The sequence below is a fragment of the Allobosea sp. 10L422 genome (genome assembly GCF_056395345.1).
The window spans coordinates 23,405-48,845 of the sequence record NZ_JBFTJI010000004.1 but is presented as its reverse complement, the minus strand read 5'-3'; the positions used below and the strand labels follow the sequence as shown (position 1 = coordinate 48,845).

General features: G+C 63.9%; 20 protein-coding genes, 1 tRNA gene and 1 pseudogene. 6 read left to right on the top strand and 16 right to left on the bottom strand.

Translation table 11 applies throughout. The features are described from left to right. Positions 1 to 4: 4 nt before the first annotated feature. The gene (gene rfbC / locus AC1DEZ_RS10345) at positions 5 to 589 is read right to left on the bottom strand and encodes a dTDP-4-dehydrorhamnose 3,5-epimerase (RefSeq protein ID WP_441511244.1); all 585 of its coding nucleotides are present in this window, start codon (positions 587 to 589) and stop codon (positions 5 to 7) included. Positions 590 to 1,057: 468 nt separating this feature from the next. Here rfbC and AC1DEZ_RS10340 point away from each other — a divergent pair, with 468 nt between their 5' ends. Beyond that, the gene (locus tag AC1DEZ_RS10340; RefSeq protein WP_476779678.1) at positions 1,058 to 2,089 is read left to right on the top strand and encodes an NAD-dependent epimerase/dehydratase family protein; all 1,032 of its coding nucleotides are present in this window, start codon (positions 1,058 to 1,060) and stop codon (positions 2,087 to 2,089) included. Positions 2,090 to 2,645: 556 nt separating this feature from the next. Here the strand turns inward: AC1DEZ_RS10340 and AC1DEZ_RS10335 are convergent. Further along, positions 2,646 to 4,088, bottom strand: a complete 1,443-nt coding sequence (locus tag AC1DEZ_RS10335) for a lipopolysaccharide biosynthesis protein (protein WP_441511242.1) — start codon at positions 4,086 to 4,088, stop codon at positions 2,646 to 2,648. A gap of 88 nt (positions 4,089 to 4,176) precedes the next feature. Here AC1DEZ_RS10335 and AC1DEZ_RS10330 point away from each other — a divergent pair, with 88 nt between their 5' ends. Together AC1DEZ_RS10330 and AC1DEZ_RS10325 are read left to right on the top strand one after the other, a co-directional pair. Further along, positions 4,177 to 5,322 carry a hypothetical protein gene (locus AC1DEZ_RS10330; protein ID WP_441511531.1) on the top strand — a complete coding sequence of 382 codons (1,146 nt, stop codon included), beginning with the start codon at positions 4,177 to 4,179 and terminating at the stop codon, positions 5,320 to 5,322. Positions 5,323 to 5,368: 46 nt separating this feature from the next. Beyond that, positions 5,369 to 6,334 carry a glycosyltransferase gene (locus tag AC1DEZ_RS10325; RefSeq protein ID WP_441511241.1) on the top strand — a complete coding sequence of 322 codons (966 nt, stop codon included), beginning with the start codon at positions 5,369 to 5,371 and terminating at the stop codon, positions 6,332 to 6,334. A gap of 127 nt (positions 6,335 to 6,461) precedes the next feature. Here AC1DEZ_RS10325 and AC1DEZ_RS10320 read toward each other — a convergent pair. From AC1DEZ_RS10320 to recJ, 4 genes and pseudogenes are all read right to left on the bottom strand, one after another. Further along, positions 6,462 to 7,038 (bottom strand): annotated as a pseudogene (locus AC1DEZ_RS10320) (transposase); the annotation flags it as partial. 201 nt (positions 7,039 to 7,239) lie between these two features. Continuing rightward, a complete protein-coding gene (locus AC1DEZ_RS10315) occupies positions 7,240 to 7,434 on the bottom strand; it encodes a hypothetical protein (RefSeq protein ID WP_441511240.1) in 195 nt (64 codons plus the stop codon). A 129-nt stretch (positions 7,435 to 7,563) separates the two neighbouring features. Further along, positions 7,564 to 7,638 (bottom strand) — tRNA-Glu (locus tag AC1DEZ_RS10310). A gap of 117 nt (positions 7,639 to 7,755) precedes the next feature. Next, positions 7,756 to 9,552 carry a single-stranded-DNA-specific exonuclease RecJ gene (recJ, locus tag AC1DEZ_RS10305; protein WP_441511239.1) on the bottom strand — a complete coding sequence of 599 codons (1,797 nt, stop codon included), beginning with the start codon at positions 9,550 to 9,552 and terminating at the stop codon, positions 7,756 to 7,758. Positions 9,553 to 9,680: 128 nt separating this feature from the next. Between recJ and AC1DEZ_RS10300 the strand changes: the two genes are divergently transcribed. After that, positions 9,681 to 11,336, top strand: a complete 1,656-nt coding sequence (locus tag AC1DEZ_RS10300) for an FAD-binding dehydrogenase (protein ID WP_441511238.1) — start codon at positions 9,681 to 9,683, stop codon at positions 11,334 to 11,336. A gap of 25 nt (positions 11,337 to 11,361) precedes the next feature. Here the strand turns inward: AC1DEZ_RS10300 and AC1DEZ_RS10295 are convergent, their stop codons facing one another. From AC1DEZ_RS10295 to AC1DEZ_RS10265, 7 genes are all read right to left on the bottom strand, one after another. Beyond that, positions 11,362 to 11,931, bottom strand: a complete 570-nt coding sequence (locus AC1DEZ_RS10295) for a helix-turn-helix transcriptional regulator (protein WP_441511237.1) — start codon at positions 11,929 to 11,931, stop codon at positions 11,362 to 11,364. Positions 11,932 to 12,165: 234 nt separating this feature from the next. After that, complete coding sequence (gene glpX, locus AC1DEZ_RS10290) at positions 12,166 to 13,164, bottom strand: class II fructose-bisphosphatase (protein WP_441511236.1); 999 nt, start codon at positions 13,162 to 13,164, stop codon at positions 12,166 to 12,168. Positions 13,165 to 13,211: 47 nt separating this feature from the next. Next, a complete protein-coding gene (locus tag AC1DEZ_RS10285) occupies positions 13,212 to 14,558 on the bottom strand; it encodes a homoserine dehydrogenase (RefSeq protein WP_441511235.1) in 1,347 nt (448 codons plus the stop codon). A gap of 75 nt (positions 14,559 to 14,633) precedes the next feature. After that, positions 14,634 to 15,446, bottom strand: coding sequence for a class I SAM-dependent methyltransferase (locus tag AC1DEZ_RS10280; protein WP_441511234.1), 813 nt, complete (start codon positions 15,444 to 15,446; stop codon positions 14,634 to 14,636). 146 nt (positions 15,447 to 15,592) lie between these two features. Further along, positions 15,593 to 16,006 carry a hypothetical protein gene (locus AC1DEZ_RS10275; protein WP_441511233.1) on the bottom strand — a complete coding sequence of 138 codons (414 nt, stop codon included), beginning with the start codon at positions 16,004 to 16,006 and terminating at the stop codon, positions 15,593 to 15,595. Positions 16,007 to 16,134: 128 nt separating this feature from the next. Continuing rightward, positions 16,135 to 17,355: an LL-diaminopimelate aminotransferase gene (locus AC1DEZ_RS10270; RefSeq protein WP_476779677.1), complete on the bottom strand. Its 1,221-nt coding sequence runs from the start codon at positions 17,353 to 17,355 to the stop codon at positions 16,135 to 16,137. A 180-nt stretch (positions 17,356 to 17,535) separates the two neighbouring features. Further along, positions 17,536 to 17,991 carry a hypothetical protein gene (locus AC1DEZ_RS10265; RefSeq protein WP_441511231.1) on the bottom strand — a complete coding sequence of 152 codons (456 nt, stop codon included), beginning with the start codon at positions 17,989 to 17,991 and terminating at the stop codon, positions 17,536 to 17,538. Positions 17,992 to 18,107: 116 nt separating this feature from the next. Between AC1DEZ_RS10265 and AC1DEZ_RS10260 the strand changes: the two genes are divergently transcribed. Then, a complete protein-coding gene (locus AC1DEZ_RS10260) occupies positions 18,108 to 19,931 on the top strand; it encodes a PHA/PHB synthase family protein (protein ID WP_441511230.1) in 1,824 nt (607 codons plus the stop codon). A gap of 277 nt (positions 19,932 to 20,208) precedes the next feature. Here AC1DEZ_RS10260 and AC1DEZ_RS10255 read toward each other — a convergent pair whose 3' ends face one another. Beyond that, positions 20,209 to 21,528: an OmpP1/FadL family transporter gene (locus AC1DEZ_RS10255; protein WP_441511229.1), complete on the bottom strand. Its 1,320-nt coding sequence runs from the start codon at positions 21,526 to 21,528 to the stop codon at positions 20,209 to 20,211. A 427-nt stretch (positions 21,529 to 21,955) separates the two neighbouring features. Here AC1DEZ_RS10255 and AC1DEZ_RS10250 point away from each other — a divergent pair, with 427 nt between their 5' ends. Next, the gene (locus AC1DEZ_RS10250; RefSeq protein WP_476779676.1) at positions 21,956 to 22,804 is read left to right on the top strand and encodes a fumarylacetoacetate hydrolase family protein; all 849 of its coding nucleotides are present in this window, start codon (positions 21,956 to 21,958) and stop codon (positions 22,802 to 22,804) included. 223 nt (positions 22,805 to 23,027) lie between these two features. Here AC1DEZ_RS10250 and AC1DEZ_RS10245 read toward each other — a convergent pair whose 3' ends face one another. Both AC1DEZ_RS10245 and argC read right to left on the bottom strand, forming a co-directional pair. Beyond that, positions 23,028 to 24,128 (bottom strand): helix-turn-helix transcriptional regulator, encoded by a 1,101-nt coding sequence (locus tag AC1DEZ_RS10245; protein ID WP_441511227.1) that lies wholly within the window; start codon positions 24,126 to 24,128, stop codon positions 23,028 to 23,030. A gap of 114 nt (positions 24,129 to 24,242) precedes the next feature. Further along, positions 24,243 to 25,178, bottom strand: a complete 936-nt coding sequence (argC, locus tag AC1DEZ_RS10240; protein WP_441511226.1) for an N-acetyl-gamma-glutamyl-phosphate reductase — start codon at positions 25,176 to 25,178, stop codon at positions 24,243 to 24,245. Positions 25,179 to 25,441: the final 263 nt, after the last annotated feature.

Genomic DNA, 25,441 nt, shown 5'->3' with positions numbered 1-25,441 from the left:
TCCTTCAGCCGGCCACCGACACTGGCTTGGAGCCCATTTTGGCCTTCAACTCGGTCTCGACCGCATCGAACGGCGCAAAAGCCTGGTCTTTGGGCGAGATGACCGTCACGGGCAGCGGCCATGTCAGGCCCAGACGCGGGTCGTTGTACATCAGGCCGCCTTCAGCGCTCGGCGTATAGAATTCGCCGACCTGATAGCTGGTGTCCGTCCCGTCTTCGAGCGCCTGATAACCATGCGCGAAACGCTCCGGCACGTAGAGCGCACGACCGTTCTCCTGGCTCAGCTCCACCTCGATATGCTCCAGGAATGTGGGACTCTCCGGACGCAGGTCGACGATAATATCGAGGATTGACCCGCGCGTGCATCGCACGAGCTTGGTTTCCGCCGCCGGGGGATATTGGAAATGCATGCCCCGCAGCGTGCCCTTGTGGATGTTCGAGGCGAGATTGGCCTGTGCGATCGTCGCCTTGAGGCCGTGAGCTTGGAATTCGTTCTGGCAGAAGGTCCGTGCGAAGAAGCCTCGTTCATCCTCCCTGCGTTCGAGCTCAAGGATGAACGCCCCCGCGAGCTTAGTAGCGACGAATTTCAAATCAGCCCCCCAAGATTCAGTTAAATGACACTGGCGAGCGATCCCTGCGGATCAGATCTAAGACTATAGCAAGCTTCGAAGCTTGGGCGCATAAAAAATGATCCCTTGCGACCTAAAAATCATACGCCAGCGCGGCACCGAGACATTCTTCCCTTAGGTAATTAAATCTGCTAGTAATAAGTCGCGATTTTGCGGCATGATGATCTCGTTGAGCAGCGTGTCGTGAGGCAGAGGCGTATGTGCTTGATCAGCCAGGCCTGCGGCTTCGAAGTCCCGGATCGTGCCGATGCGTGAACTCCACGCCGGCCTCCTTTGCTTCAGCAACTTAATCCACGATATGCCGGTGCGAGCGGGCTGTACCGCTGGCCAACCCGATCGCCGGATAAAGGGGTGCGCTGCCATGTGAAGCTTTCGCGCGTTGGTATGTTGGGAACAGATTAGCTGGTTTCTGATGGCTGGGGTCTAGACATGCGTGTGCTGTTTACTGGCGCAGATGGATATATCGGCGCGCTTCTTGGTCCGTATCTGATCGAGCAGGGTATCGAAGCCGTTGGCCTCGATACCGGCTATTACCGCCAGGGTTGGCTCTATCCGATGAGGGGACCGCGCCCGGCAGTCATCACGAAAGATTTGCGTGAAATCACAGCCGAAGACCTTGAAGGCTTCGACGGGGTCGCGCATCTCGCCGAACTGTCCAACGATCCGCTGGGGCAGCAGGACCCCCAATTGACACATGAGATCAATCATGGCGGATCGGTACGGCTGGCACAACTCGCGCGCAAAGCCGGTGTCAAACGCTTCGTCTACATGTCCTCATGCTCAGTTTATGGGGTCGGCGCTCCAGACCAGATTCTCGACGAAGAGAGCCCGGTGAACCCGCAGACGGCCTATGCGGAATGCAAGGCCAAGGTCGAGCACGATGTCTCCGCCATGGCCGGGGACGACTTTGAACCCTGCTTCTTGCGCAACGCGACTGCTTATGGCGCCTCGCCGCGCCAGCGTTTCGACATTGTGCTGAACGACCTCTGCGGCCTCGCATGGACCACCAAGCAGATCAAACTCCTCTCCGACGGCTCACCTTGGCGACCGCTCGTTCATGCGCTCGATATGTGCCAAGCCGTGCATCTGTCGCTGACCGCACCACCCGATCGTATTCGCGGCCAGATCTTCAATGTCGGTTCGAACCAGCAGAACTACCGCGTTATCGAGATCGCACGCATCGTCGCGAACGAGTTTTCCGGTTGCGAGTTGATTGTCGGCGAGCCGAGCGCGGATAACCGTTCCTACCGCGTGAATTTCGTCAAGATCGGCCACGTGTTGCCGACATTCGAAGCGCGCTGGACTGCGGAATCCGGCGCCCGCCAAATGCATGATGTATTTGAGCGTATCGCCATGAGCGAGGATGACTTCCGTGCGCCGCCCTATACCCGGCTCAAAATGCTGATGAAGCATCGCCAAAGCGGCCTTCTCGACGACAAGCTGTTCTGGGCTTATCCATAATACGTCCATTTGGCGCTCGCCGGATCGTCGCCGGCGAGGCCGACGCAAACATCACCAGAGGCGGCCAAGGCCAGGAATCGCGAGGAACTCACCGAGCGCTTCTTCGACCTGGACGATCACGCTTCGATCGCCTCTTGTGAGACCTGTGCGCGGGTAGGCGTAGACGGCGCGGATTTGGCGGTTTGCGGCCCGCTCGATGCGAGTGTTGGGCGCTGGGTTACAGTGGCCTTTTCCGCGCTCAAACGGCTGCCATGACGATTGAGCGGGTCCGTTTGAGATTGTAGGCGATGGCGGTGAAGTGAACCTGGGCGGTGGCTTTGGCGAGGCCACGCCATCGCTTCCCGCGCCTGCCATAGCAGCGTTTCCAAATCGCCCCGACGCCCCGGAAGCAGAAGAGATGCACGCTCATGCTGGAACAGGTGGGCCGCTCGGTCGAGCGCATAACGACCGCGCGGGCATTTCTGCTTGGACAACGGCGCGCGCCTTTACCTTGGCGCCGAGCGATTTTTACTGAGATTCGAAACCGCAAGAAGCCGCCCCGTCAAGGCAGCACGACCTATGTCCTCACCTGGGATATGAGGTTCAGATAGAATGTTTTCTGACCCATTACGACAAGCAGCATTGCCGAATAAGTTGCTGCCATGACGCTCGCGCTGAGAGCAACCCTCAACAGAGCAGGCTCTGTGTGACCGACGAGAGCCTCAACCGCGACAGCGGCAATCGTCGCGACAATCGCCGAACCGAAAGGAGGCCAAATTGCGCCAAGTAGATCGGTCATCGTGATGCTTGTGCCTTTGACGCACCACATCATGTGCGGAACAAGCCACAAGGACAGCGCGATGGAAAAAGCCGCAGCCACACCGGTCGGTCCGTAAGGCAGCCCGGCGAGATAGGAGACAATACAAATCGGTGCGAGAACCAACGCAATATTCAAGCTTCGCCGTTGCAGGCCGCTCGACATCAGAAACCAGGCGAGCGGATCGACCAAGCCAAAGAACAGAACGGTTGGCGTCAACAGGCGAAAGATCGTCGCCGCGGCCTCCCAACGGGGGCCCATTACGACGCGAATGATGTCATCCGCGAATACGGCAGAAAACAGTGTGATTGGAGCCGTCAAAGCAACGACGAGCGAGTAACCTTTGATGAAGTAGTTCTTATATCGCGCAGGCTCATTCTGAAGGCGCGACAAGGCGGAGAACGCCACGCTTCCAAGGGCACCGTTCAGTTGCGTCGTCGGGATATTGATAAGTTGATATGCTCGCGAATAAAGACCGAGCGCATCAGCTCCCCAGAATCGACCGATCAAAATCTTGTCGAGGTTATAGGCGATATAAACGACGAGGCTATTCAAGCTCGTCGTTCCGCCGAATTTCAGCATCGCCATCACCTTGGCATCGCGGTGCGGCCAACCCGGCCTCCAACCCACGACGAGCCACATCACGACAGTATTGATAACTGTTATTCCAACCGAGGGTACAACGAGCGACCAATAGCCCCAGCCGGTGGCAGCCATCGCGATTGCTGTGACCGTATTCACGAGAACGCTGAAAACGTCGATCAGAGCCAGCGTGACGTAACGCAACTCGCGGTGCAGTATGGCCGCATATTGCGCACCGGCGGCGCTGAACAGGAAGCCGCCGGATATCACCGCCGTGACCCCGAAAAGACGAGGTTCTTGATAAAAGCGAATGAGAATTGGCGCAGTCAACAGGCAAAGTAGGGTAAGGGTCGCGCCTATGAGCATGTTGACCCAGAACAGCGTGGACTTTTGCTCCTCGGTGACGGTTGCTTGTTGGATGGCGGCCGCCGAAAGGCCCCCGTCCCGAAACAGGTCGTAAATTCCGGTTATGACTGTGACCATGGCGACAAGGCCGAACTCCGACGGCGAAAGGAGCCGCGCCATCACCACGATGTAAAACAGCCGCAGCGCAAACGTTATCCCCTGGCCGACAAGCTTGGCGAGGCCGCCTCGAATTGTACGCTGCTTCAGGACTTCCATATGCTTCCGTTCCCGGTGGGTCGGGCGGTGATTTCGAGCCGCGAAGGTCTTCGTTCGCAAAGTTGTTCGCGAACCCTACGTCGTGTCGATGACGATTACCATGGAATTTTCCCGTCAAATTGGATATCGTCTGGGATCACCGCGCCTCCGGGTGGGCTTGATCGAGCGAACCACGTATCAACAGAAGGAGCTCAACATGAAGATGCGAGCCGGTGACTGGGTCGAGGTACGAAGCAAGGAGGAGATCCTTGCAACGCTCGATAAGGGTGGCCGCCTCGATGGACTGCCGTTCATGCCGCAGATGTTCGAATACTGTGGTCAAAAATTCGAGATCTATAAGAGCGCACACAAAACCTGCGACACGGTCAGCGGAGATTATGTCGGCCGCCGGCTGCCTGACAGTGTCCACTTGAATCATCGGTGCGACGGCGCGGCTTACGGGGGGTGCCAGGCAGGATGCCTGATCTTCTGGAAGCAGGCTTGGCTCAAACCCGTCGAAAAGGGCGAATTCGCGGAAATATCCGACGCCGGGCGCCTCTCAGCAGGCTGCACCGAAGAGGACGTGTTGAAAGCGACCCACGCATCGGACTCCAAGCAAAATACAAGGTATTTCTGCCAGGCCACCGAGCTTCTACAGTATACGCGGCCGCTCAAATGGTGGGACGCACGCCAGTATATCGAGGACTATGCGTCCGGAAATAATTCCCTGCCCAGGATGATGCGTGGTTTTTTGTACTTCGCATTCATTTACATGACCATGGCCAAGAGGCGAAGGTTGGGCCGTCCTGGACGTTGGTTCTACGATCGGGTTCAATCACTGTGGGGCGGCGTTCCGTTTCCCAGGCGGGCAGGAGACCTTCCGCCTGGCGCGATCGGGCCGGTATCAGACCTTAATTTACAAGCCGGGGACTGGGTCCGGGTCCGATCCTTTGAGGAAATCCGGAAAACGATCGACGCGTCCAATCAGAACCGAGGCATGAGATTTGATGCTGAGCTCGTTCCCTATTGTGGTAAGGTTATGCAGGTAAAAACGCGCGTGGAGACTTTCGTCGATGAGAGGACCGGGCTTATGCGGCGGCTCAAAACACCCGCTGTCATTCTGGAGAATTCGTACTGCCGCTCCAGTTACAGCGAGAATAGATTGTTTTGTCCAAGAAATATATACACGTGGTGGCGAGAGATCTGGCTAGAAAAAGTTGACGCTGTAAACGGCAGTGGAGAGGTAGGGAAATAAATTTCGTCTGGGACTTCGCGCTAACATGAACTGAGAGAAGCGGATCATGCGCTCAAAGTCGGCATTCCCGCTCGTCGTCATCGCGACGCCGGTCTACAATGGCGAGAAGTATTTGGCTGATACCATAGCGTGCGTGCAATCGCTCGATTATCCAAATCTCGTTCACGTCATTCTGGACAATGCTAGCACGGACGCCACTCCGGAGATTATTGCGCAGCATGCGAATGGCCGAGTCCCGATCCTGAGCCATCGTAATCCGAGCACGATCCCCATGGCGGCGAATTTCAACGCTGTCCTCAATCTTTTGCCGGCCGAGGCTGGCTATTTCCGGCTCCTATGCGCCGATGATTTGATGACTACCGACTCTATTCGCCGACAAATCGAGCTCGCAGAACAGCATCCCGATGTGGTTGCGGTTGGTTGCCTCGAATACTCCGACCACCTCCGCGACGAAAACATTCCTCGAAATCAGACCGTTTTCGACGGAATATCAATTATTCGCGCCTATTTGCGCGAGGATAATACGGTATTTTCGGGGACGCATTTTCTGTTTCGTCGATCCCTGATCGACATGAGCCGTTCATTTTATGACGAAAATCTTCTTCCTTACCTTGATGCTGAGGCTGCTTTACGCGCTTGCCTGCATAACAACCTTGCGTTTATCCATGAAGGTCTGGCAATTAGGCGGATTCACGATAGCAATGCCTATGACGTTCATGTAAAGCTCGGATTTGCGCTTCTCGATCGGCTGCAAATTTTAGTCCGGTACGGCCCGATCGTGCTGGAGCAGGAAGAGTACCGTCACCGTCTCGTTCAGCAGAGGCGGCGCTATATTCGCCGCCTTCTTCGCCTGCGTTGGTTCGAACGTGACAAGGCTACCTTCAGCAATCACTTGGAAAGGCTGAGTGCCACCGGCCATCCAGCCCGTTGGTTCGATTTCGCCGATGCCGTCGCCGATTGGGCCTTTCTTGCGATGGCAGGGCGCAGACACTTGGCAAGGGGGAAAACGTAACAAGGCTGTAGCGTCGGGTGCCCATTGCCCGATTGGTTCGGGACAGGAAGCGGTCTCCTCGCAGCAATCGCCGGCTCGGTTTATCTGAACAGTTTCCGGCCTGTTGCTAAGTGGGTTCCAGCCTCGATTATGCCGCAGCCGGGATTGGCAGCAGCGTGTTGAAGTATGCTTGGTCGGGGGTTTGGCGCCCCAGCCCCTGACAAGGCCTCCGGCCGTTGTAGAAGTCGAGATACCGGCCGATCGAGGCGCACGCCTCCGACACGCTGGCATAAGCGCGCAGATAGGCCCCCTCGTATTTCAGCGATTTCCAGAGGCGTTCGACGAAGACGTTGTCGCGCCAGGCGCCCTTGCCGTCCATGCTGGTCCTGATATTTGCGCCGATCAGCAGGCCGGTAAACTCGCGGCTGGCGAACTGAGTGCCCTGGTCGGCGTCGCCGCGACAATGCCGCGGCTGAACCAGTCGATGACAGCCGCGAGATAGACGATGCCTCGCGCCATCGGGATGCAGGTGATGTCCATCGCCCAGACCTGGTTGGTGCGGTCACCGGCAGCTTGCGCAGCAGGTGGGGAGAGATCGGATAACCCGGAACCCGCTTCGAGGTGTTCGGCCTGCGATAGAGCGCCTCGATCCCCATGCGCCGCATCAGCGTGACAACATGCAGGCGCCCCACGACATGACCCTCGGCATACAGCAGATCGCGGATCGTGCCGATCTGGTTCTCGACTTGACCCTTCTCCGAGCTGGCCGCCGATGTGCAGGCCACCGGCTCGACCAGGCGATGCGGCAGAGCTGAAGGAAGCGCCGGTTGAACTCCCGGGCGCGGCCGACGAAGGCGGTCTCCACCGCCGTCTTCACGTTGTCGTAGATGCCGCCGGCAACCCCGCCACAGAAGGCGAAGGCCTCGTCATGCGCATCGAAGACCATCTCCTGCGTCTGGCAAATAGGCGCGCACGCTCGGCATGCGGCTATAGGCCAGCCACATCTGGGCGACCTTCACGACGACGGGCAGCCCGTGGAGTTCGATCGCCTCATGGCTCCAGTCGAACTGATAGGCCTCGCCGGCATCGAAGCGCAGCCGAATGAAGGCCTGCGCCGGCATTCGTGCGCGGTCGGCACGCCAGCCCCCCTGTAGCGGGGGACAGAAATGGGGGACATCGCGGGGAACACCCTCGATTTTTCGCATCATTTTATCGTTTGATTTCAGCTACTTAAGCCACCCTTAAAAGAGTGGCGCGACCTACGGGAGTCGAACCCGTCTCCCCAGCGTGAAAGGCTGGTGTCCTAACCGATAGACGAAGGTCGCTCTGCCTCGAACCGGGAAGGTTCGTGCCGAAGCGGGGCGAGGTATAGTGGCAGGCCTGCCGCTCTGCAAGCGCCCGTTCACAAGAAATGTGGATGACTCGGTTTCGATGACGATCTGCTAGACCGGGCGAGCGAGATCGAGGATGCGCAGCTCCGCCGTCTCGTTGCCGCCCCAACGATTGAGCGAGAGCGTCGCCGCCAGATGTACGGTTTCGCCACGCGCCCCGAACAGAGCCTGCCCTAAGGGCTCCTGCGCCGCGCGAAAGGCAATCCCGCCAACGCTGGCACCATCGCCCGAGCGCAGCTTGATGCGGACATGGCCACCGCTGCCGATCTCGACGGCGTCGGTCAGGCGATGCGCCGGGAAGACGAAGACCGGCTCCGGGCTGCCCGAACCGAACGGCCCGGCCTTCTCGATCTCGGCGATCAGCCGCGGACTCGCGCCGCCGGCGCTGAGCGCCGCGTCGACGAGCAGCGCCTCGGCCTCGCCGGCGGCGCCGACCTCGCGGGCGAGATGGTCGTTCAGGAACGCGTGGAACGGCGCGGCCTGCCCGCTAGCCAGCGTCACGCCAGCCGCCATGGCATGGCCACCGCCCTTGACCGCGAGCCCCGCCTCGACGGCGGCGCGCACGGCCCGGCCCAGATCGACGCCAGCGACTGACCTGCCGGAGCCGGTCGCCCCACCCTCCCCGTTCAGCGCGAGCGCAAAGGCTGGGCGGCGGAAGCGCTCCTTGAGCCGTGCCGCGACCAGCCCGACGATGCCGGGGTGCCAATCGGCGCTGCCGGTGAGCAGGACCGGCAGTTCGGCCATGCCGGCGAGCTCATGCTCGGCCTGCGACACCGCCTCCAGCACGGCGAGCCGCTCGATCTCCTGACGCTCCTGGTTGAGGCGGTTGAGCTCGGCGGCGATGCTGCGCGCCTCGACCTCGTCATCGCTCAGAAGCAGGCGCGCGCCGAGCGCGGCGTCTCCGATGCGTCCGCCCGCATTGATGCGCGGCCCGAGCAGGAAGCCGAGATGCCAGGGCTGGATCGGCCCATCAAGGCCGGAGACATCCATCAGCGCCGCGAGGCCAGGGCGGGCGCGGCTGCGCATCATCGCCAGCCCCTGCCGCACGAAGGCGCGGTTCAGCCCCTGCAGCGGCACGACGTCGGCGACCGTCGCCAGCGCGACGAGATCGAGCATCGCCAGCAGGTCGGGCTCGCCGCCGCGCACCGCCCAATGGCCCTGCCGGCGCAACGCCCGGCTGGTGGCGACCAGCGCGAGGAAGACCACGCCGGCAGCGCAGAGATGGCCAAGTCCCGAGAGATCGTCCTGCCGGTTCGGATTGACCAGCGCCTCGACCGGCGGCAAGCGCTCCGGCGCCTGATGGTGATCGAGCACCACGACGTCGAGGCCGAGCCTGCGGGCCTCTGCCAGCGGCTCCTCGCTGGTCGTGCCGCAATCGACCGTGACGAGGAGCGTGGCGCCCTCGCCCGCGAGCATCCGGATAGCCTCGCTGTTGGGGCCGTAGCCCTCGATCAGCCGGTCGGGGATATGGATGCGCGGGCGCGCCCCGCCCTGTGTCAGAAGGCCGGCGAGCAGCGCGGAGGAGCAGGCACCGTCGACGTCGTAGTCGCCGAAGATCGCGACGCGCTCGCCACGCATCGCCGCCTGCGCCAGCCGCGCCGCCGCAGGCTCCATGTCGGTGAGGACGGCTGGGTCCGGCAGCAGGTCGCGCAGCTTCGGCTCGAGGAAGCGCATCGCCTCGGCCGGCTCGACGCCGCGAGAAGCGAGCAGGCGCGACAGGATATCGGACAGCCCCTCGCGCTGGGACAAGGCCTCCGCCCGGCCGAGACCCGCCGTATCGAGCCGGTCGCGCCAGGGACGACCGAGCACCGAACGGGTGACGCCAAGGAAAACACGGGATTGTTGCATCGGACTCATTGTCCCAACGGCGTCGCGCAAGCCGGGCGCGAGGTCAACCAGTGTCGAGCTTGGCCGTATTGGGAGCGGCCGTCATATTGCGTGCAAGCCACCGGCAGAGGCGGCATCCCGGGGGGATCATGCAGCACGAAACCGATGTGGCGATCGTCGGCGCGGGGCTTTCCGGCCTCGTCGCCGCCTGCGAGATAGCGGAAGCCGGGCGCAAGGTCGTGCTGCTCGATCAGGAACCTGAGCAATCGCTCGGGGGGCAGGCCTTCTGGTCTCTGGGCGGGCTGTTCCTCATCGACAGCCCCGAGCAGCGGCGGCTGCGCATCCGCGATTCCCGCGAACTGGCGCGGGACGACTGGTTCGGATCGGCTGGCTTCGACCGGCCGGAGGATGAATGGCCTCGGCGCTGGGCCGAGGCCTATCTCGACTTTGCCGCCGGCGAGAAGCGCAGCTGGCTGCACGGCATGGGCATGCGTTGGTTTCCGGTCGTCGGATGGGCCGAGCGCGGAGGCGGCCTCGCGACGGGCCACGGCAACTCGGTGCCGCGCTTCCATGTCACCTGGGGCACGGGTCCGGGGGTGCTGGAGCCCTTTCTGCGCCGGGCGAAGGATGCGCAGGCCAAGGGCCTGCTCGCCTTCCATTTCCGCCACCGCGTCACCGGCTTCACGCGCAGCGCCGGGGCGATCGAGGGCGTCGAAGGCGAGGTGCTGGAGCCGAGCCATGTTGCGCGCGGCGAAAAGAGCGGACGCGGCGTCACCGGCTCCTTCCAGTTGAAGGCGCAGGCCGTCATCGTCACCTCCGGCGGCATCGGCGGCAATCACGAGCTCGTCCGGGCGCGGTGGCCGACGCGCCTTGGCAAGCCCCCGTCTCGGCTGCTCTCAGGCGTGCCTGATCATGTCGACGGCGCCATGCTCGCAGTGGCCGAGGCGGCCGGCGGGCGGCTGATCAACGGCGACAGGATGTGGCACTATGTCGAGGGCATCGCCAATTGGGCGCCGATCTGGCCGCGCCATGGCATCCGCATCCTGCCCGGCCCGTCCTCGCTCTGGTTCGATGCGCGCGGCAACCGTCTCCCGGTTCCGCTCTTCCCCGGCTTCGACACGCTCGGCACGCTCGAGCACATCATGACGACCGGCTACGACTATTCCTGGTTCGTGCTGAACCGCAGCATCATCGCCAAGGAGTTCGCGCTGTCGGGCTCCGAGCAGAACCCGGACCTGACCGGCAGAAGCTGGCGGCAGGTCCTCGGCCGCGCCGGCGGCGGCGTGCCCGGCCCGGTACAGGCCTTCATGGACAAGGGCGAGGATTTCATCGTCGAGAGCGATCTCAGCCGCCTCGTCGCGCGCATGAATGCGCTGACCCATGAGGCGCTGATCGACGAGGCGCATCTGCGCGGGCAGATCGAGGCGCGCGACCGGGCCCTCGCCAATCCCTTCGCGAAGGATCTGCAGATCACAGCACTGCGTGGCGCGCGCAACTATCTCGGCGACAGGCTGATCCGCACGGCCAAGCCCCATCGCATCCTCGATCGGGCCCATGGTCCGCTAATCGCGGTCAGGCTCAACATCCTGACGCGAAAATCGCTCGGCGGGCTGATGACGGATCTGTCGTCACGGGTCCTGGATGCGGCGGGCGAGCCCGTGCCGGGGCTCTATGCCGCTGGCGAAGCGGCCGGATTCGGCGGCGGCGGCGTCCACGGCTATCGCGCGCTCGAAGGCACCTTCCTTGGCGGCTGCATTTTCTCAGGGCGCGCCGCCGGCCGCGCGGCCGCTACGGCCATAGCCTGAGGGCGCAACTCCTTCCTTCGACAACTTACGGCGGCGTGTTTCCGAAGAGCCGCGCCACAGCCTGCGCGCGGCTGCGGGCACCGAGCTTACGCTTGGCGTTCTCGACATGGCTGTGGGCGGTCGTCTGCGCAATGCCCAGCTTTTCGGCAATCTCGCCATCGGACAGGCCATCGGCGACATAGGCAAGGCAGTCGCGCTCGCGTTGGCTGAGGCCAACCGCAAGCGGGGTGGGCATCGTCGCGAAGCGTGTCATCCGCTCATGCGTCAGCACAGCCGCCAGGGCGATAATCCGAATGTCTCGCGGCGAGAGATCCAAGCGCTCGAAGCCCATGCTGATGACACCGACGCGCCCGCCCGGTTCATGACAGGGAACGGCAAGGCCATCCTGCAAGCCGATCTCGCGCGCGAGCTTGAGGCCGCGCCAATCCATCAAATCGGGAAAGCCCGGATCGCTCCAGCGAAAGGGTGAAACCCGTCTGGCAGGAGCGAAGATCACGGGATTTCCGCGGTCGAGGCCGAGCCTCGTATATTCTTCGAGCCACCCTGGCGGCGAGAGCTGCGCATAGCGCCGACCGCCCGCGACAATGCGCTCCACGGGCAAAATCGGAGAAGCGGGAAATGAGCCCGCGAAGAAACCGCAATTTCCAAACGGGGCAAGGGCCTGACGCAGAACCAATCCCGCAGCCATTGGCGATGCGGCCTGATCGAGGCCATCGACCAAATCGAGCGCTCGGGCGAATGCGGACAAAAACAAACCCCGGAAAGATTGCTTTCCGGGGCTAGCATACGTTCGGTTATGTCAAAATGTCATTCGACATGCGCAACGCGCTCAGTCGAGCTGGAACTTCGAGAACTCACGGTGCTCGCCATAGATGCGGCGGACCGTGCCGGTGATCGAGCGATAGACCAGCGTCTCGGTCTCGATCACGTCCTTGCCGAACTTCACGCCCGAGAGCAGGCCGCCATCGGTCACGCCGGTGGCGCAGACGATGACGTCGCCCGAGGCCATCTCCGACATGTCGTATTTCTTGTTCGGGTCCTTGACGCCCATGCCCGCCGCGCGCACGCGCTTCTCCTCGGTGTCGAGGATAAGCCGGCCCTGCATCTGGCCGCCGACACAGCGCAGCGCGGCCGCCGCGAGCACGCCCTCGGGCGCGCCGCCGATGCCGAGATAAAGGTCGATGCCGGTCTTCTCTGGCTGGGTGCAGAAGATCACGCCGGCGACGTCACCGTCGGTGATCAGGCGGATCGAGCAGCCGGTCTTGCGGACCTCCTCGATCAGCTTGGCATGGCGCGGGCGGTCCATGATCAGCGTCGAGATCTCATGCGGCTTCACGCCCTTGGCCTTGGCCAGCGCATTGATGTTGTCGGCCGGCGAGGCGTCGAGGTCGATCACGCCCTTGGCATAGCCCGGGCCGCACGCGATCTTGTCCATGTAGACGTCGGGTGCGTAGAGCAGGCTGCCGGCGCCGGCCATCGCCATCACCGCGATCGAGCCCGGCATGTCCTTGGCGCAAAGGGTCGTGCCCTCGAGCGGATCGACCGCGATATGCACCTTCGGCCCCTGCTTGTTGCCAACCTTCTCGCCGATGAAGAGCATCGGCGCCTCGTCACGCTCGCCCTCGCCGATGACGATCTCGCCGTCGATCGGCAGACGGTTCAATTCGCGGCGCATGGCATCGACGGCAGCCTGGTCGGCGGCCTTCTCGTTGCCATGGCCGCGCAGGCGGGCGGCGGAGACGGCAGCGCGTTCGGTGACGCGCACGAGTTCCATCGAGAGATAGCGCTCGATGATCTGATCCGGGGAGATGCGAAGATCGACGGACATGAAATGGTTTCCCCTTGCAATGTTACGGGTAGAATCGACCCGAAGGCCTATTCCCGCTCTATGCGGATAACTTGCGGCGGTTCCGCGACATGGCCGTCCGCGGTGACCTTTTCGAGCGCGGTGCGGATGGCCGACTCGCTCGTGGCATAGGTGATCAGCACGACCGGAACCGGCGCGCCGGAACGGCCTCCCGGATCGCGATTGGCGGCTTCGGGCGAGCGGCGCTGGACGATGCTCTCCAGCGAAATGTCGGCCTCGGCCATGCGGGTGGCGATCGCGGCCGCCGCGCCCGGCCGATCCGCGACGGCGAGGCGGACATAGTAGCCGCCTTCGTGACGCTGCATCGGCGCGCGCTTGGCTTCCTCGAGACGGGCAACGGGCAAGCCGAACGGCAGGCCAGCCGTGCCGCGCGCGACATCGGCGATGTCGGCGACGACCGCCGAAGCGGTCGGATCGCCGCCGGCGCCGGGGCCGACCAGCGTGATCTCGCGAACCGCATCGGCGTCCACGCTGACGGCGTTGAGCACGCCCATCACCTGCGCGATGGCGGAGGATTTCGGCACCATGGTCGGATGCACGCGCTGCTCGATGCCAGTCTTGGTGCGCTCGGCGACGCCGAGCAGCTTGATCCGGTAGCCGAGCTCATCGGCCATCTTCAGGTCGAGCGGCGTGATCGCGGAAATGCCTTCGACATGAATCGCTTCGGCGTCGATCTTCGTGCCGAAGGAGAGGCTGGTCAGGATGGCAAGTTTATGGGCGGTGTCGAAGCCCTCGACGTCGAAGGTCGGGTCCGCTTCGGCGTAGCCCAGGCGCTGGGCGTCCGCCAGGCAGGCCTCGAAGGTCAACCCTTCCTGCTCCATCCGCGAGAGGATGTAGTTGCAGGTGCCGTTGAGGATGCCTGAGATGCGGCTGACATTGTTGCCGGCGAGCGCCTCGCGCAGCGTCTTCACCACCGGGATGCCACCGGCCGACGAGGCCTCGAAGGCAAGCGCCACGCCGTTGCTTTCGGCCAGTTCCGCCAGCGCGACGCCATGGGCCGCGAGCAGGGCCTTGTTGGCGGTGACGACATGCTTTCCGGCCGAAAGCGCGGCTTCGACCGCCGCCTTGGCCGGGCCGTCCGAGCCGCCCATCAGCTCGACCACACAATCGACGTCGTCGGATTTCGCCAGCGCGACAGGATCATCGAACCAAACCAGGCCGCCAAGATCGACGCCGCGGTCGCGCTTGCGATCGCGGGCCGAGACTGCAACCACACGGATCGACCGGCCGCAACGTGCCGCCAGCGCATTCTCCTGCCGTTGCAGGATCTTCAGGACGGAGGCACCGACCGTGCCGAGGCCGGCGAGGCCGACACGCAGAGGCCGGGAAGCGTTCGAAAGTGCAGCGCTGGTCATGGGCGCGGGGTCGCATGCGGCGCGATGCGAGTCAACGGAGGGCTAAGCCGTAACGCCCCGCAAATGCCGTCAGAGCTACTCGCGCTGGGCCGAAACAACGAAGGCGGCGAGGCCTCCTTCGATCGGGCCCAAGCCGAACCGGCGCTCCAGCGCCTTCGCGACGGCCTCGGTCGCCGCCATGAGCCCCGGCCCGCCTCGTGCCTCGATCTCTCCGCGGATCGGTGTCCCCTGGCAGAACGCCGTCGCGACATCGATCGCGGAATCGGCGCGGGCGCGCTTCTCGACACGCTCGATCGCCGGCCTTGCGAAGCCGCCGGCCATGAGATCGAGCTCTATCGTCCCGATATCATGGTAGCCATGCGGCGTGCGCTCGATGAAGCGAGGAGGATCGGCCGGGAAGGTTTCGGCGAGCGCCTCCAGGAGCACCACCGTGAAGTCGTTGCTGGCGACCGCGTCCCAGACATTGAACAGATAGCGTCCGCCCGGCCGCAGAACACGCCACACGCCGCGATGGCTTTTCGGCTTGTCGGGAAAGAACATCACCCCGAACTGGCAGGCCGCGACATCGAAGCTCCCATCCGCGAACGGCAGATCGAGCGCGTCCGCCTGCTGCCAGGCGACCCTGCCATCGCCCGCAAATTGCGCGGCGGCAAGGTCGAGCATCGGCTGATTGAGATCGGTAGCGAGGATGCTCGCCCCGCCGAGACGCGCCGCCATCGCCCGCGTCAACGCGCCCGTGCCGGCCGCAAGCTCGAGAATCTGCGAGGGCTGCGATGCCATGACGCGGGCGGCCAAATCGTCAGCATAAGGCCGAAAGATCAGAGGTACGAGCAGCCGATCGTAGATCTGCGGGATGGGACCGGCGAAAACCTTGTCCGTCGCTTCCATGGCAGCACCTGTGGCAGCGCCCCCTGGACAACATAGCTCAGCGCCTGACGCAACGAAACCGCGTTGTCAAAGCTGTCGCGCCCGAAGGGCGCAGGTGAAGCACCGGCCCCAAGGGCGCAGCGCCTCGGCGATTTCAGCAAGCGGTCTCAGCCGAAATGGCAGACCACTTCCGCAGCGACGCGCTTCACCTTTCCGTCCTCGAAGCCGAGATAGATGCGCAGCAGGTTGCTGCCGAAGGCCGTCGCCTTGATGGTGTGCAGCGCCTCGATGGAGTTGCCTTCGGAAACCGTGCTGTTCTCGACCGCCGGCGTCCAGAACCAGGGTTTCGGCGGATCGATCGTGATCTCGGTAAGCCTGCGCTCGGCCTCGGCCCGCTCCGTTCCGACGGGGATGAAACGGGAGACGATATCGGTCGCGTCGCGGGCGCATTCGCGCCCTTTCGTGACCGACAGCACTTCGGAAACCAGCGCCGAGCGCGTCTCCGGGATGCGCCCCTTCGAGTAGTCATAGGTCGCGACGAGGCAGACCAGGGCGAAGACGGCGAAAGCAACGCCGAGCAAGCGGCCTTTTCGGAGCATGGAGACGGGCCTCGGACGCGGTGCGGAGCAGGCTGTCCGCACCGCATCGGTTCCCATGTTTTGCGCCTCCGAGTCCAGAGGCCGCAGCACCACAGTCCCGGAGAACCGCCCTACCCCGCCTTCGGCATCTGGATGACGTTGTGCAGCGTCGCGTCAGCGCCCTTCAGGAAGCGGCCGATATTGCGCGCCGCCTGGCGGATGCGCTGCTCGTTCTCGACGATGGCGATGCGGACATAATCATCCCCGTGTTCGCCGAAGCCGATACCGGGAGCGACAGCGACCTCGGCCTTCTCGATCAGAAGCTTCGAGAACTCCAGCGAGCCGAGATGGCGGAACTTTTCGGGGATCGCGACCCAGGCGAACATCGAGGCCTCCGGCGCCGGGAAGTCCCAGCCGGCCTTGCCGAAGCTCTCCACCAGCGCATCGCGGCGCTTGCGGTAGATATCGCGCATCTCGCGGATGCAGTCGTCCGGGCCGTTGAGCGCCGCCGCGGCCGCGACCTGGATCGGCGTATAGGCGCCATAGTCGAGATAGGATTTCACCCGCGCCAGCGCCGCCAGCAGGCGTTCGTTGCCGACGGCGAAGCCCATGCGCCAGCCTGCCATGGAGAAGGTCTTCGACATGGAGGTGAATTCGACCGCAACGTCGATCGCGCCCGGCACCTGCAGCATCGAGGGCGGCGGGTTGTCGTCGTCGAAATAAACCTCGGCATAGGCGAGGTCCGACAGCAGGATGATGTCGTGCTTCTTCGCGAAGGCGACGAGGTCCCGGTAGAAGTCGAGCGTCGCGACATAGGCCGTCGGATTCGCCGGATAGCAGGTGACGAGCGCGATCGGCTTCGGCACGGAATGCGCCATCGCCCGCTCCAGCGCCGGGAACATCGCCGGCGTCGGCTCGGCCGGAACCGAACGAATCACGCCGCCCGCCATCAGGAAGCCGAAGGCGTGGATCGGATAGCTTGGATTGGGCACGAGCACCACGTCGCCCGGCCCGGTGATGGCCTGCGCCATGTTGGCGAAGCCTTCCTTSGAGCCSAGCGTCGCGACCACYTGSGTSTCGGGATTSAGCTTCACGCCGAARCGGCGCKCRTAATAATKCGCCTGGGCGCGGCGCAGGCCGRCAATGCCCTTSGAGGCGGAGTAACGGTCGGTGCGCGGCTTGCCGGCAGTCTCGACCAGCTTCTCGATGACGTGCTTCGGCGCCGGCAGGTCGGGATTGCCCATGCCGAGATCAATGATGTCGACGCCCTTGGCGCGCTCGGCGGCCTTGATCTTGTTGACCTGTTCGAAAACGTAGGGCGGCAGGCGCTTGATACGATGAAAATCGGTCATTTCGAACAGGTCCTTGGCCGGGGGCGCCGGCAGTCATCCTCAGGCGCTGGTCACTTCTTTGCGCCAGAGGTGCTTAGCACCGCATCTTTCGTCCGCACAGAACAAAAAACGCAATATTTTGCCGCTGCGACGAAATGGCGACACGCGCGCCGAAAGCCCTCCTTTCGCCGAGGCTGGAAATCAGTTCTGCGGAATCTTCGCAGGCTGGGGAGCCGGCGTCTCGCCCAGCGACTTGGCCTGCGTGCCGGCGCTTTCGTTGGCCTGGCGCTTGGCCTCGAGCTGGGACTCGATCTTCTGGAAGTCCGAGCGCTTCTTGCAGGGATCATTGGGGCCGCGGGTCGGCTTGGGCGCCGCAAAGCGGGCCGCCTGCCCCGTCGGCACGTAAGGAGCCGGCGGATTCGGGCCCGGGCAAAGCTGATCGACCCCGATCGTGCTGCCGACGGGAATGTATTGCGCGTCCGCGGGCCGTGTCTCCCGGACGAAGCTCCTGGCCTCTTGCGGCGTCGTCGCCATGCCGGCCGCTTCCGCAACGCCCTTGATGCCCTCATTCCCGGCGCAGCCCGCCAGGGCGATGCCGGCAGCGGCCATCACCACCGCGATCCGGAGCGGCTTCGTCGCAGGCATCTCGATCGGCATGGGTTCTTCCAGCAGGTTTGTCGAATGTGCTTGGTAAAGCACAGCGGTTGCGTCCTTAATAGGACCAAAATGGGAAGCCATGCGCTATCCTATGACGACAAGGGGGAAGACGACTCATGAACCGCCATGTCGACGACCGCGCCAAGGACCACAAAGGTTCCGCCGAGTCCCCGGTTCCTGACTTCGACCAGTTCGCGCAGAACATGGGACGGCTGGTCGAGGAATACGGCAAGGTCACCGCCGCCTATCTGAAGCCCCTGGAACGCGGCCAGCCCAAGACAGGCCAGGCCGATGAGGCGAGCGACATGGTCAAGACGCTCGGCCGCGTCGCCGAGCAATGGGTCAATGATCCCGCCAAGATCATCGAAGCGCAGGCTTCGTTGACCCGCGACTTCATGAATCTGTGGAGCGCGGCGCTGAAGCGCGCCAGCGGCGAGGAGGTAGCCCCGGTCGCCGAGCCAGATCAGCGCGACAATCGCTTCAAGGATCCGGACTGGACGAACCTCCCGACCTTCGACTTCATCAAGCAGGCCTATCTCATCGGCTCGCGCTGGGCCGAGACCATGGTCGAGAAGGCTGACGACCTCGACCCGCATACGCGCAACAAGGCGCGCTTCTACATCAAGCAGATCGCCGGAGCGCTCTCGCCGACCAATTTCGTCGCGACCAATCCCGAACTGCTGCGCGAGACCTTGCAGCAGAACGGCGAAAATCTGGTGCGAGGCATGAAGATGCTCGCCGAGGACGTCGAGGCCGGCGGCGGCGAGCTCAAGATTCGCCAGTCCGATGCCAAGGCCTTCGAGGTCGGCGTCAACATCGCCACGACGCCCGGCAAGGTGGTCTTCCGCGACGAGGTCATGGAGCTGATCCAGTACGCGCCGTCGACGCCGCAGGTGTTCAAGCGACCGCTGCTGATCGTGCCCCCCTGGATCAACAAGTTCTACATCCTCGACCTCAATCCGGAGAAGAGCTTCATCCGCTGGTGCGTCGAGCAGGGGCTGACGGTGTTCTGCATCTCCTGGGTCAATCCCGACGCCCGGCATGCCACCAAGGATTTCGAAAGCTATATGCACGAGGGCATCTTCGCCGCCCTCGATGCGATCGAGCGCATAACGGGCGAGAAGCGCGTTTCGGCCATCGGCTACTGCGTCGGTGGCACGCTGCTCGGCATGACGCTGGCCTATATGGCCGCCATCGGCGACAAGCGGATCGAGAGCGCCACCTTCTTCACCACGCAGGTCGATTTCTCGCAGCCGGGCGAGCTTTCGGTCTTCGTGGACGAAGAACAGATCCACGCAATCGAAGAGCAGATGGCCAAGACCGGCTATCTCGATGGCTCACGCATGTCGGGCGCCTTCAACATGCTCAGGCCCAACGACCTGATCTGGTCCTATGCGGTCAACAATTACCTGAAGGGCAGGACGCCCGCGGCATTCGACCTGCTCTACTGGAACTCGGATTCGACCCGGATGCCGGCGGCGAACCATTCCTTCTATCTGCGCAACTGCTATCTCGACAACACACTCGCCCGGGGCGAGATGACGATCGGCGGGAAGAGACTCGATCTGCGGCGCGTGACGATGCCGGTCTACAATCTCGCCACGCGGGAGGATCACATCGCCCCGGCACAATCCGTCTTCAACGGCTCGCAATGCTTCGGCGGCCCGGTGGAGCACGTCGTGGCGGGCTCCGGCCATATCGCCGGCGTCGTCAACCCGCCCAGCAAGGTGAAGTACCAGTACTGGACGGGCGGGCCGGCCAAGGGGAGCTATACCGACTGGCAGGCGAAGGCCGAGGAGCACCCGGGCTCATGGTGGCCGCATTGGTTCGCCTGGCTCGAAGCGCAGGCGCCGAAGAAGGTGGCGGCGCGCGAACCGGGGGGCGGCAAGCTGCCCGCGCTCGCCGATGCGCCCGGCACCTATGTCAAGGTCCGGGTCTGAGACGATCAAGGGGATGCATCGTCGGCTGGCGAGGCCAATGCGCCGCGCCGACCTTCGCCACCTCGCCCGCGTCATCGCGCGGGCCCTGCATCGGGACCCGGCCATCGGCCAGTGGATCGGCACGCTCGCGAAGAGATGAATCAGCGGGATCTTGGCGACTGATCGCCGAGATCCCCGGAACCCTTGCTGGCGGATCGCCTCCGGCAACCTTGCCGAAGTCGGAAACAGAAAAGCCGGCCTGTCGGGCCGGCTTTTCCGAGCGCGTTCTGCGCCGAAATCAGTATTTGCGCACGACCGGATGGACCGGCACGGTCTGGGTCGGGTCGTCCCAGCGATAGGTGATGCCGACCGAGGCGATGTTAACATAGGGCTTGGCCTCGGCGGTATAGAACACGGCGCCCTGCTGCGGATGCGCGCCGTCGTAATTCACCTTGGCCTTCTTCACGTCGATAAAGGTGTAGCCGAGGTCAAGCTTGATCTTGTCGGTGAGCTGGTAGCTCGCACCCGCCGAAAGCCAGAGGCGATCATTGTCCGAGATGAAGATCGTGCGGTTGCGGTCGTTGACCGCCGAGAGTTCGTAGCCGACACCGGCGCGCAAAGTCAGCGCATTGCTGTACTTGTATTCCGCGCCGAGCGTGAAGAACCAGGCGTCGTCATACTGGAAGTTCAGGCTCGTCACCGGGATGCCGCCGAGCTTGCTGACGACCGGGATGTTGCGGAAGCGGCTCCAGTTCGTCCATTCGACGCCGGCATGGACCTGCCACTGGTCGTTGATCACCTGCGAGACGCCGAACACAACCGAGTCCGGCAGGTTGAGGTTCGCCTTGACGGGAACGACCGCGAGCGGCGTGCGGAAGGTGCCTTCCAGCGTCTGGCGGATTTCGGAACGATAGGCCAGGCCGATGCTGGTGCCCTGGAACGGCGTCAACGTGAAGCCGAAGCGGTAGCCGAAATCGATCGTGTCGCCTTCGATGATGACCGGCGGCGCCGTCGGGCCGATGCCGGCGGCCTGCTTGAGGCTCGCGCTGAAGTACTGAACCTGCAGCGCGGCACCGATCGAGAGCCAATCATTGACCTGATAGCCGACGGTCGGCGAGACGTTGATCGTCGTCACCTTGGCGGAGCGGCCATAGATCTGGGCGGCGTGCACCTGGTCGTCGGGCTTCGACCGGAGGCCGTAGGGCGCCCCGGTGTGCATACCGATCCAGAGCCGGTCGGTAAGCTGCCAGGCCGAGTAGGAGGCCGGGATGAAGCCGCCATCGCCCCCGATATTGCCCGTGCCGTTCTGGATCGGGCTCGCCGGGCCGTTGGGCGAGCCGAGGCGCGTAACCGAAGTCGGATCGTAGCTCGCATTGGCGTTGAGGTAGGTGAAGTTCCAGTTGCTGTTGCGGCCGGGGAACATCGTGATGGTCGCCGGGTTCCAGGCCATCGAGCCCATGCCGATGCCGCCGGACGCCGCACCGGCATAAGCCATACCCAGGCCTTCGGCGCTCTGGCCGCTGCGGATCGCGAAAGAGCTCGCGGAAGCGGCGCCAGCGGCGAGGAGAGCGGCAACCGAAACCGTGGCGGCTGCAGCAGTACGAACAAGGCCCTTCATCGAATCCATCCCGGTTAAGCTTTTCCGAGGCGCGCGGACCTCGGTTGATTCGAAGCATGACGCGAGCCGTTTCCTGCCGCAATCCCGCCTGCATCGCCCAAAATCCGTCTCCGGATCTCCTTATTCGCGGATACGAACGGCGAAAAACGGCCAAAAACTGCCCTTTCTGCGATGCCGACTGGCCGACCGTTCAGAAAAGGATGGTTTACATGCAAACTATTGTGGGTTTTGCGCGGGGGACATTCATGCGGGCCGGTTGCGTGCTCGCGGTTGAGAGAGTCGCTTTGGAGCGCGCAGTTGCAATCGGGCAACATCTTGGGCACCCTCCTGCTGCGGACGGCCATGCACAGAGACGGACTTGTGTTTCGCCGACACATCCGGTCAGAGTCGAAAGCCCATTTAGATCGTTTGAAACGGGGGAAACACCTTGAAACTGCTCCGCTACGGCGCGCTCGGCCAGGAAAAGCCGGCCCTTCTCGATGCCCAGGGCAAGCTGCGCGACCTGTCCGGCGTCATCCCTGATGTTGCCGGCAAGGCGCTGAGTTCGGCCTCGCTCGCCAAGGTCAAGGCGGTTTCGGCTGAATCGCTGCCACTGGTTTCGGGTTCGCCGCGCATCGGCGCCTGTGTCGGCGACGTCCGCAACTTCATCGCCGTCGGCCTCAATTTCGCGGACCACGCTGCCGAGACCGGCGCGGAGATCCCGAAGGAGCCGATCCTTTTCAACAAGGCGCCGAACTGCATCGTCGGCCCCAATGACGACGTCATCATCCCGAAGGGCTCCAAGAAGACCGATTGGGAGGTCGAGCTCGCGATCGTGATCGGCGACGGCGGCTCCTACATCGAAGAGAAGGATGCGATGGCCGCAATCGCGGGCTTCTGCGTCTGCAACGACGTCTCCGAGCGCGAATTCCAGCAGGAGCGCGGCGGGCAATGGGCCAAGGGCAAGGGCTGCCCGACCTTCGGYCCGCTCGGCCCCTGGCTGGTGACCMCCGACGAGATCRMSGAYATCCAGAAYCTCGGCATGTGGCTCGARGTCGAGGGCGAGCGTGTCCAGAACGGCTCGACCAAGACGATGATCTTCGGCGCCGCCTATCTCGTCCACTATATCAGCCAGTTCATGCGCCTCGATCCAGGCGACGTGATCACCACCGGCACGCCTCCGGGCGTCGGCCTCGGCTTCAAGCCCCCGCGCTTCCTGAAGGGCGGCGAGGTCGTGGCGCTCGGCATCGAGGGCCTTGGCGAGCAGAAGCAGAACTTCGTCGCCTACAAGGGCTGAGTTCTCTCGCCTAGCGAGCCAACCGCCACTCAGGAACAGCATCGGACGCCGGCCATTGCCGGCGTCTTTTTTGGCGGTGGAGGCGGATAAAAAACGCCGCCAGAGCCGCTTGACCCGGCTTTGACGGCGCAAAGTTTCGTTCGCGGACGGCAAAGCCGTCTCTGCCTCGACACTCTCGCCCGCTTTCGCCGGGCTGGCATCCCCCAAATGGGGGGTCCAAGGCTCACCGCGGCGGCGCGGCGCTCTTGAGCAGCCCGACGAGATCCGCCTGCCGGCGCGAGCCCGTCTTCGCCAGAATGCGCTTCAGCGTCGTGCGGGCCGTCGCCTCGGTCACGCCGAGGCGCTGTGCGGCTTCGCGGGGCGTATGCCCGCCCGCGATCGCGGCGGCCAGACGCGCCTCCGCCGGGGTCAGGTCGAAGAGCCCGCCGATCAGGCCGGCCTCGAGCCCGGCCCCCGCCGTCACCGGCGTCGCGACCACGATGGCGCTGGCGAAGGAAAACACATCGCGCGCCTGCCCGCGCACCGGCGAGAGATGCAGCACCATCGGCACGCCGCCCCGCCGTGCCGGTATCGGGAGGGACCGTACCGGTTGCGGCAGATCGGGCCGCGACAAGGCCGCGATGGCCGCGGCCAACAGATCGTCCGCGGGGGCGTGCGCAACCGCGAGCCTTGCCGCGCGATCCTGGAAGACGCCCGGCATCAGATCCTGAAACAGCGCGTTGGCGTCGATGACCTGCCCCCGCAACCCCAGCACGGCCGCGGGGAGGCCCATCATCTCGAGGGCCTGCGACGCGGCTCGCGCCCGCTCCATCGCCAACCGGCGCCCCAGCAAACCGGCGCGCGCGAAATGCGACCGCAGGCTTTCCAGGGCGGAGATGCCTTTTGCATCCACATAGCCTTCGGTCACGGACCGCTCGCAATGAACAATCGTCAGGTCGCCGGACGGCGCCGCTATGGCGGTGGCGACAGCGGAACCATAGCCGGCCGGAATCAGGATGTCCTGATAGAGCGGCGCGCTTGCGATCTCGTCCTGGCTGAAAACGTCCTTGTCAGTGATGAAGCCAAGCCGGCCATGGACGAGCAGACGCTGCGCCCGCTCGTTGATGCCGAACGGGATGCGCCGCAGCAATTCTTCATAAGCTTGCCCGAACTCGGGAGAGGACGCGATCAGGCGGGCGTCGTCATCGAGGACCGTGCCGAGCAGCGCTTCCTTGCAACCGGCGAGCCGGGCCGTATCCCGCAGGACGCGGGACCAGCCCTCAGGCACGATCGCGGCTTCATAAATGCCGTCGATCAGCGCGTTTTCGAAATCGCTGCCCGCCACGTCTTCCTCTTTGACCGGCAGCATAGTCTTGCCACGACAACTTGGCCTCCCCTGTTTGGGGGAGACCAACTAAGCCTTTCGACGCAATCGGCGGTTGAAGTGCCCCGCGCGGCCTCAGCCTTCCGGCAGGCCGAGCATCAGGCGGATATTCTGGACAGCCGCGCCCGAGGCGCCCTTGCCGAGATTGTCCAGGCGCGCGACGAGCACGGCCTGGCCGAGATCGTCCTGCCCGAAGACGCGCAGCTCGAGCTTGTTGGTATCGTTCAGCGCTTCCGGCTCGATCTTGCCGCCCATCCCCTCCTGGGAGTGCACGCTGACATAGCTCGAGCCGGCATAGCGCTCGGCCAACGTATGATGAAGATCGGCGATGCTCGGCCGCCCGGGCAGCGTGTCGAGATGCAGCGGAATCGAAACCAGCATGCCCTGCCGGAAATTCCCGACGGAGGGCACGAAGATCGGCCGCCGCGTCAGCTTGGCATAGGCTTGCAGCTCCGGCAGGTGCTTGTGGCGCAGGCCGAGGCCGTAGAGCTCGAAGGCCGGTGCGACACCGGTCTCGTACTCCTCGATCATCGACTTGCCACCGCCGGAATAGCCGGAGACGGCATTGATCGTGACGGGATGGTCGTGCGCCATCAGTCCGGCATCGACGAGCGGGCGCAGCAGCGCGATGGCGCCGGTCGGATAGCACCCCGGATTGGCGACGCGATCGGCCTTGGCGATCTTCTCGGCATGGCCCGGCTCGAGTTCGGCGAAGCCATAGATCCACCCCGGCGCGACGCGATGGGCGGTGGCGGCGTCGACGATCTTGGGCGCGTTCGTGCCGAGTTCGTCGGCGAGCACAACCGATTCCTTGGCGGCGTCGTCCGGCAGGCAGAGCACGACGAGATCGACGCTCGCCATCATGTCCTTCCGCGCGGCCGGATCCTTGCGCTTGCCGGGGTCGATGCTCTTGACCGCGACCTCCGGCACCGCACCCAGCCGCTCGCGGATGCCAAGCCCGGTCGTGCCGGCTTCGCCGTCGATGAAGATGGTTTTCAGGTTCTGGCTCATCAGGACCCCCGATCGCTGGGTAGGCACGTCAATGGATGGGCTTCAGGCATAAAAAAACCGCGCTTCTCGGCGCGGTCGCGGGCGTTCGGTCATCGGCCGAGCGTCATCGCGGGCGCGCCGGAGCGGCCGAGTACGGGCGACGTCGGGACAGGTTACTGACCATCGCTTCGATATGAGGGAGCCACCGGGCCCTGTCAATAACGGCAGGCTTCGGCCCGAAGCATAACCGCACCGCGCCACGCTCGTGCCGGTTCGGCGGATCG

Bases quoted from the DNA above. Each gene is read 5' to 3' on its own strand.
- AC1DEZ_RS10325 (WP_441511241.1), top strand. From the start codon at position 5,369: ATGCGCTCAAAGTCGGCATTCCCGCTCGTCGTCATCGCGACGCCGGTC.
- AC1DEZ_RS10255 (WP_441511229.1), bottom strand. From the start codon at position 21,528: ATGAAGGGCCTTGTTCGTACTGCTGCAGCCGCCACGGTTTCGGTTGCC.
- AC1DEZ_RS10260 (WP_441511230.1), top strand. From the start codon at position 18,108: ATGAACCGCCATGTCGACGACCGCGCCAAGGACCACAAAGGTTCCGCC.
- AC1DEZ_RS10265 (WP_441511231.1), bottom strand. From the start codon at position 17,991: ATGCCGATCGAGATGCCTGCGACGAAGCCGCTCCGGATCGCGGTGGTG.
- AC1DEZ_RS10315 (WP_441511240.1), bottom strand. From the start codon at position 7,434: ATGCCGGCGCAGGCCTTCATTCGGCTGCGCTTCGATGCCGGCGAGGCC.
- AC1DEZ_RS10340 (WP_476779678.1), top strand. From the start codon at position 1,058: ATGCGTGTGCTGTTTACTGGCGCAGATGGATATATCGGCGCGCTTCTT.
- AC1DEZ_RS10280 (WP_441511234.1), bottom strand. From the start codon at position 15,446: ATGGAAGCGACGGACAAGGTTTTCGCCGGTCCCATCCCGCAGATCTAC.
- glpX (WP_441511236.1), bottom strand. From the start codon at position 13,164: ATGTCCGTCGATCTTCGCATCTCCCCGGATCAGATCATCGAGCGCTAT.
- recJ (WP_441511239.1), bottom strand. From the start codon at position 9,552: ATGCAACAATCCCGTGTTTTCCTTGGCGTCACCCGTTCGGTGCTCGGT.
- argC (WP_441511226.1), bottom strand. From the start codon at position 25,178: ATGAGCCAGAACCTGAAAACCATCTTCATCGACGGCGAAGCCGGCACG.
- AC1DEZ_RS10300 (WP_441511238.1), top strand. From the start codon at position 9,681: ATGCAGCACGAAACCGATGTGGCGATCGTCGGCGCGGGGCTTTCCGGC.
- AC1DEZ_RS10285 (WP_441511235.1), bottom strand. From the start codon at position 14,558: ATGACCAGCGCTGCACTTTCGAACGCTTCCCGGCCTCTGCGTGTCGGC.
- AC1DEZ_RS10335 (WP_441511242.1), bottom strand. From the start codon at position 4,088: ATGGAAGTCCTGAAGCAGCGTACAATTCGAGGCGGCCTCGCCAAGCTT.
- AC1DEZ_RS10330 (WP_441511531.1), top strand. From the start codon at position 4,177: ATGACGATTACCATGGAATTTTCCCGTCAAATTGGATATCGTCTGGGA.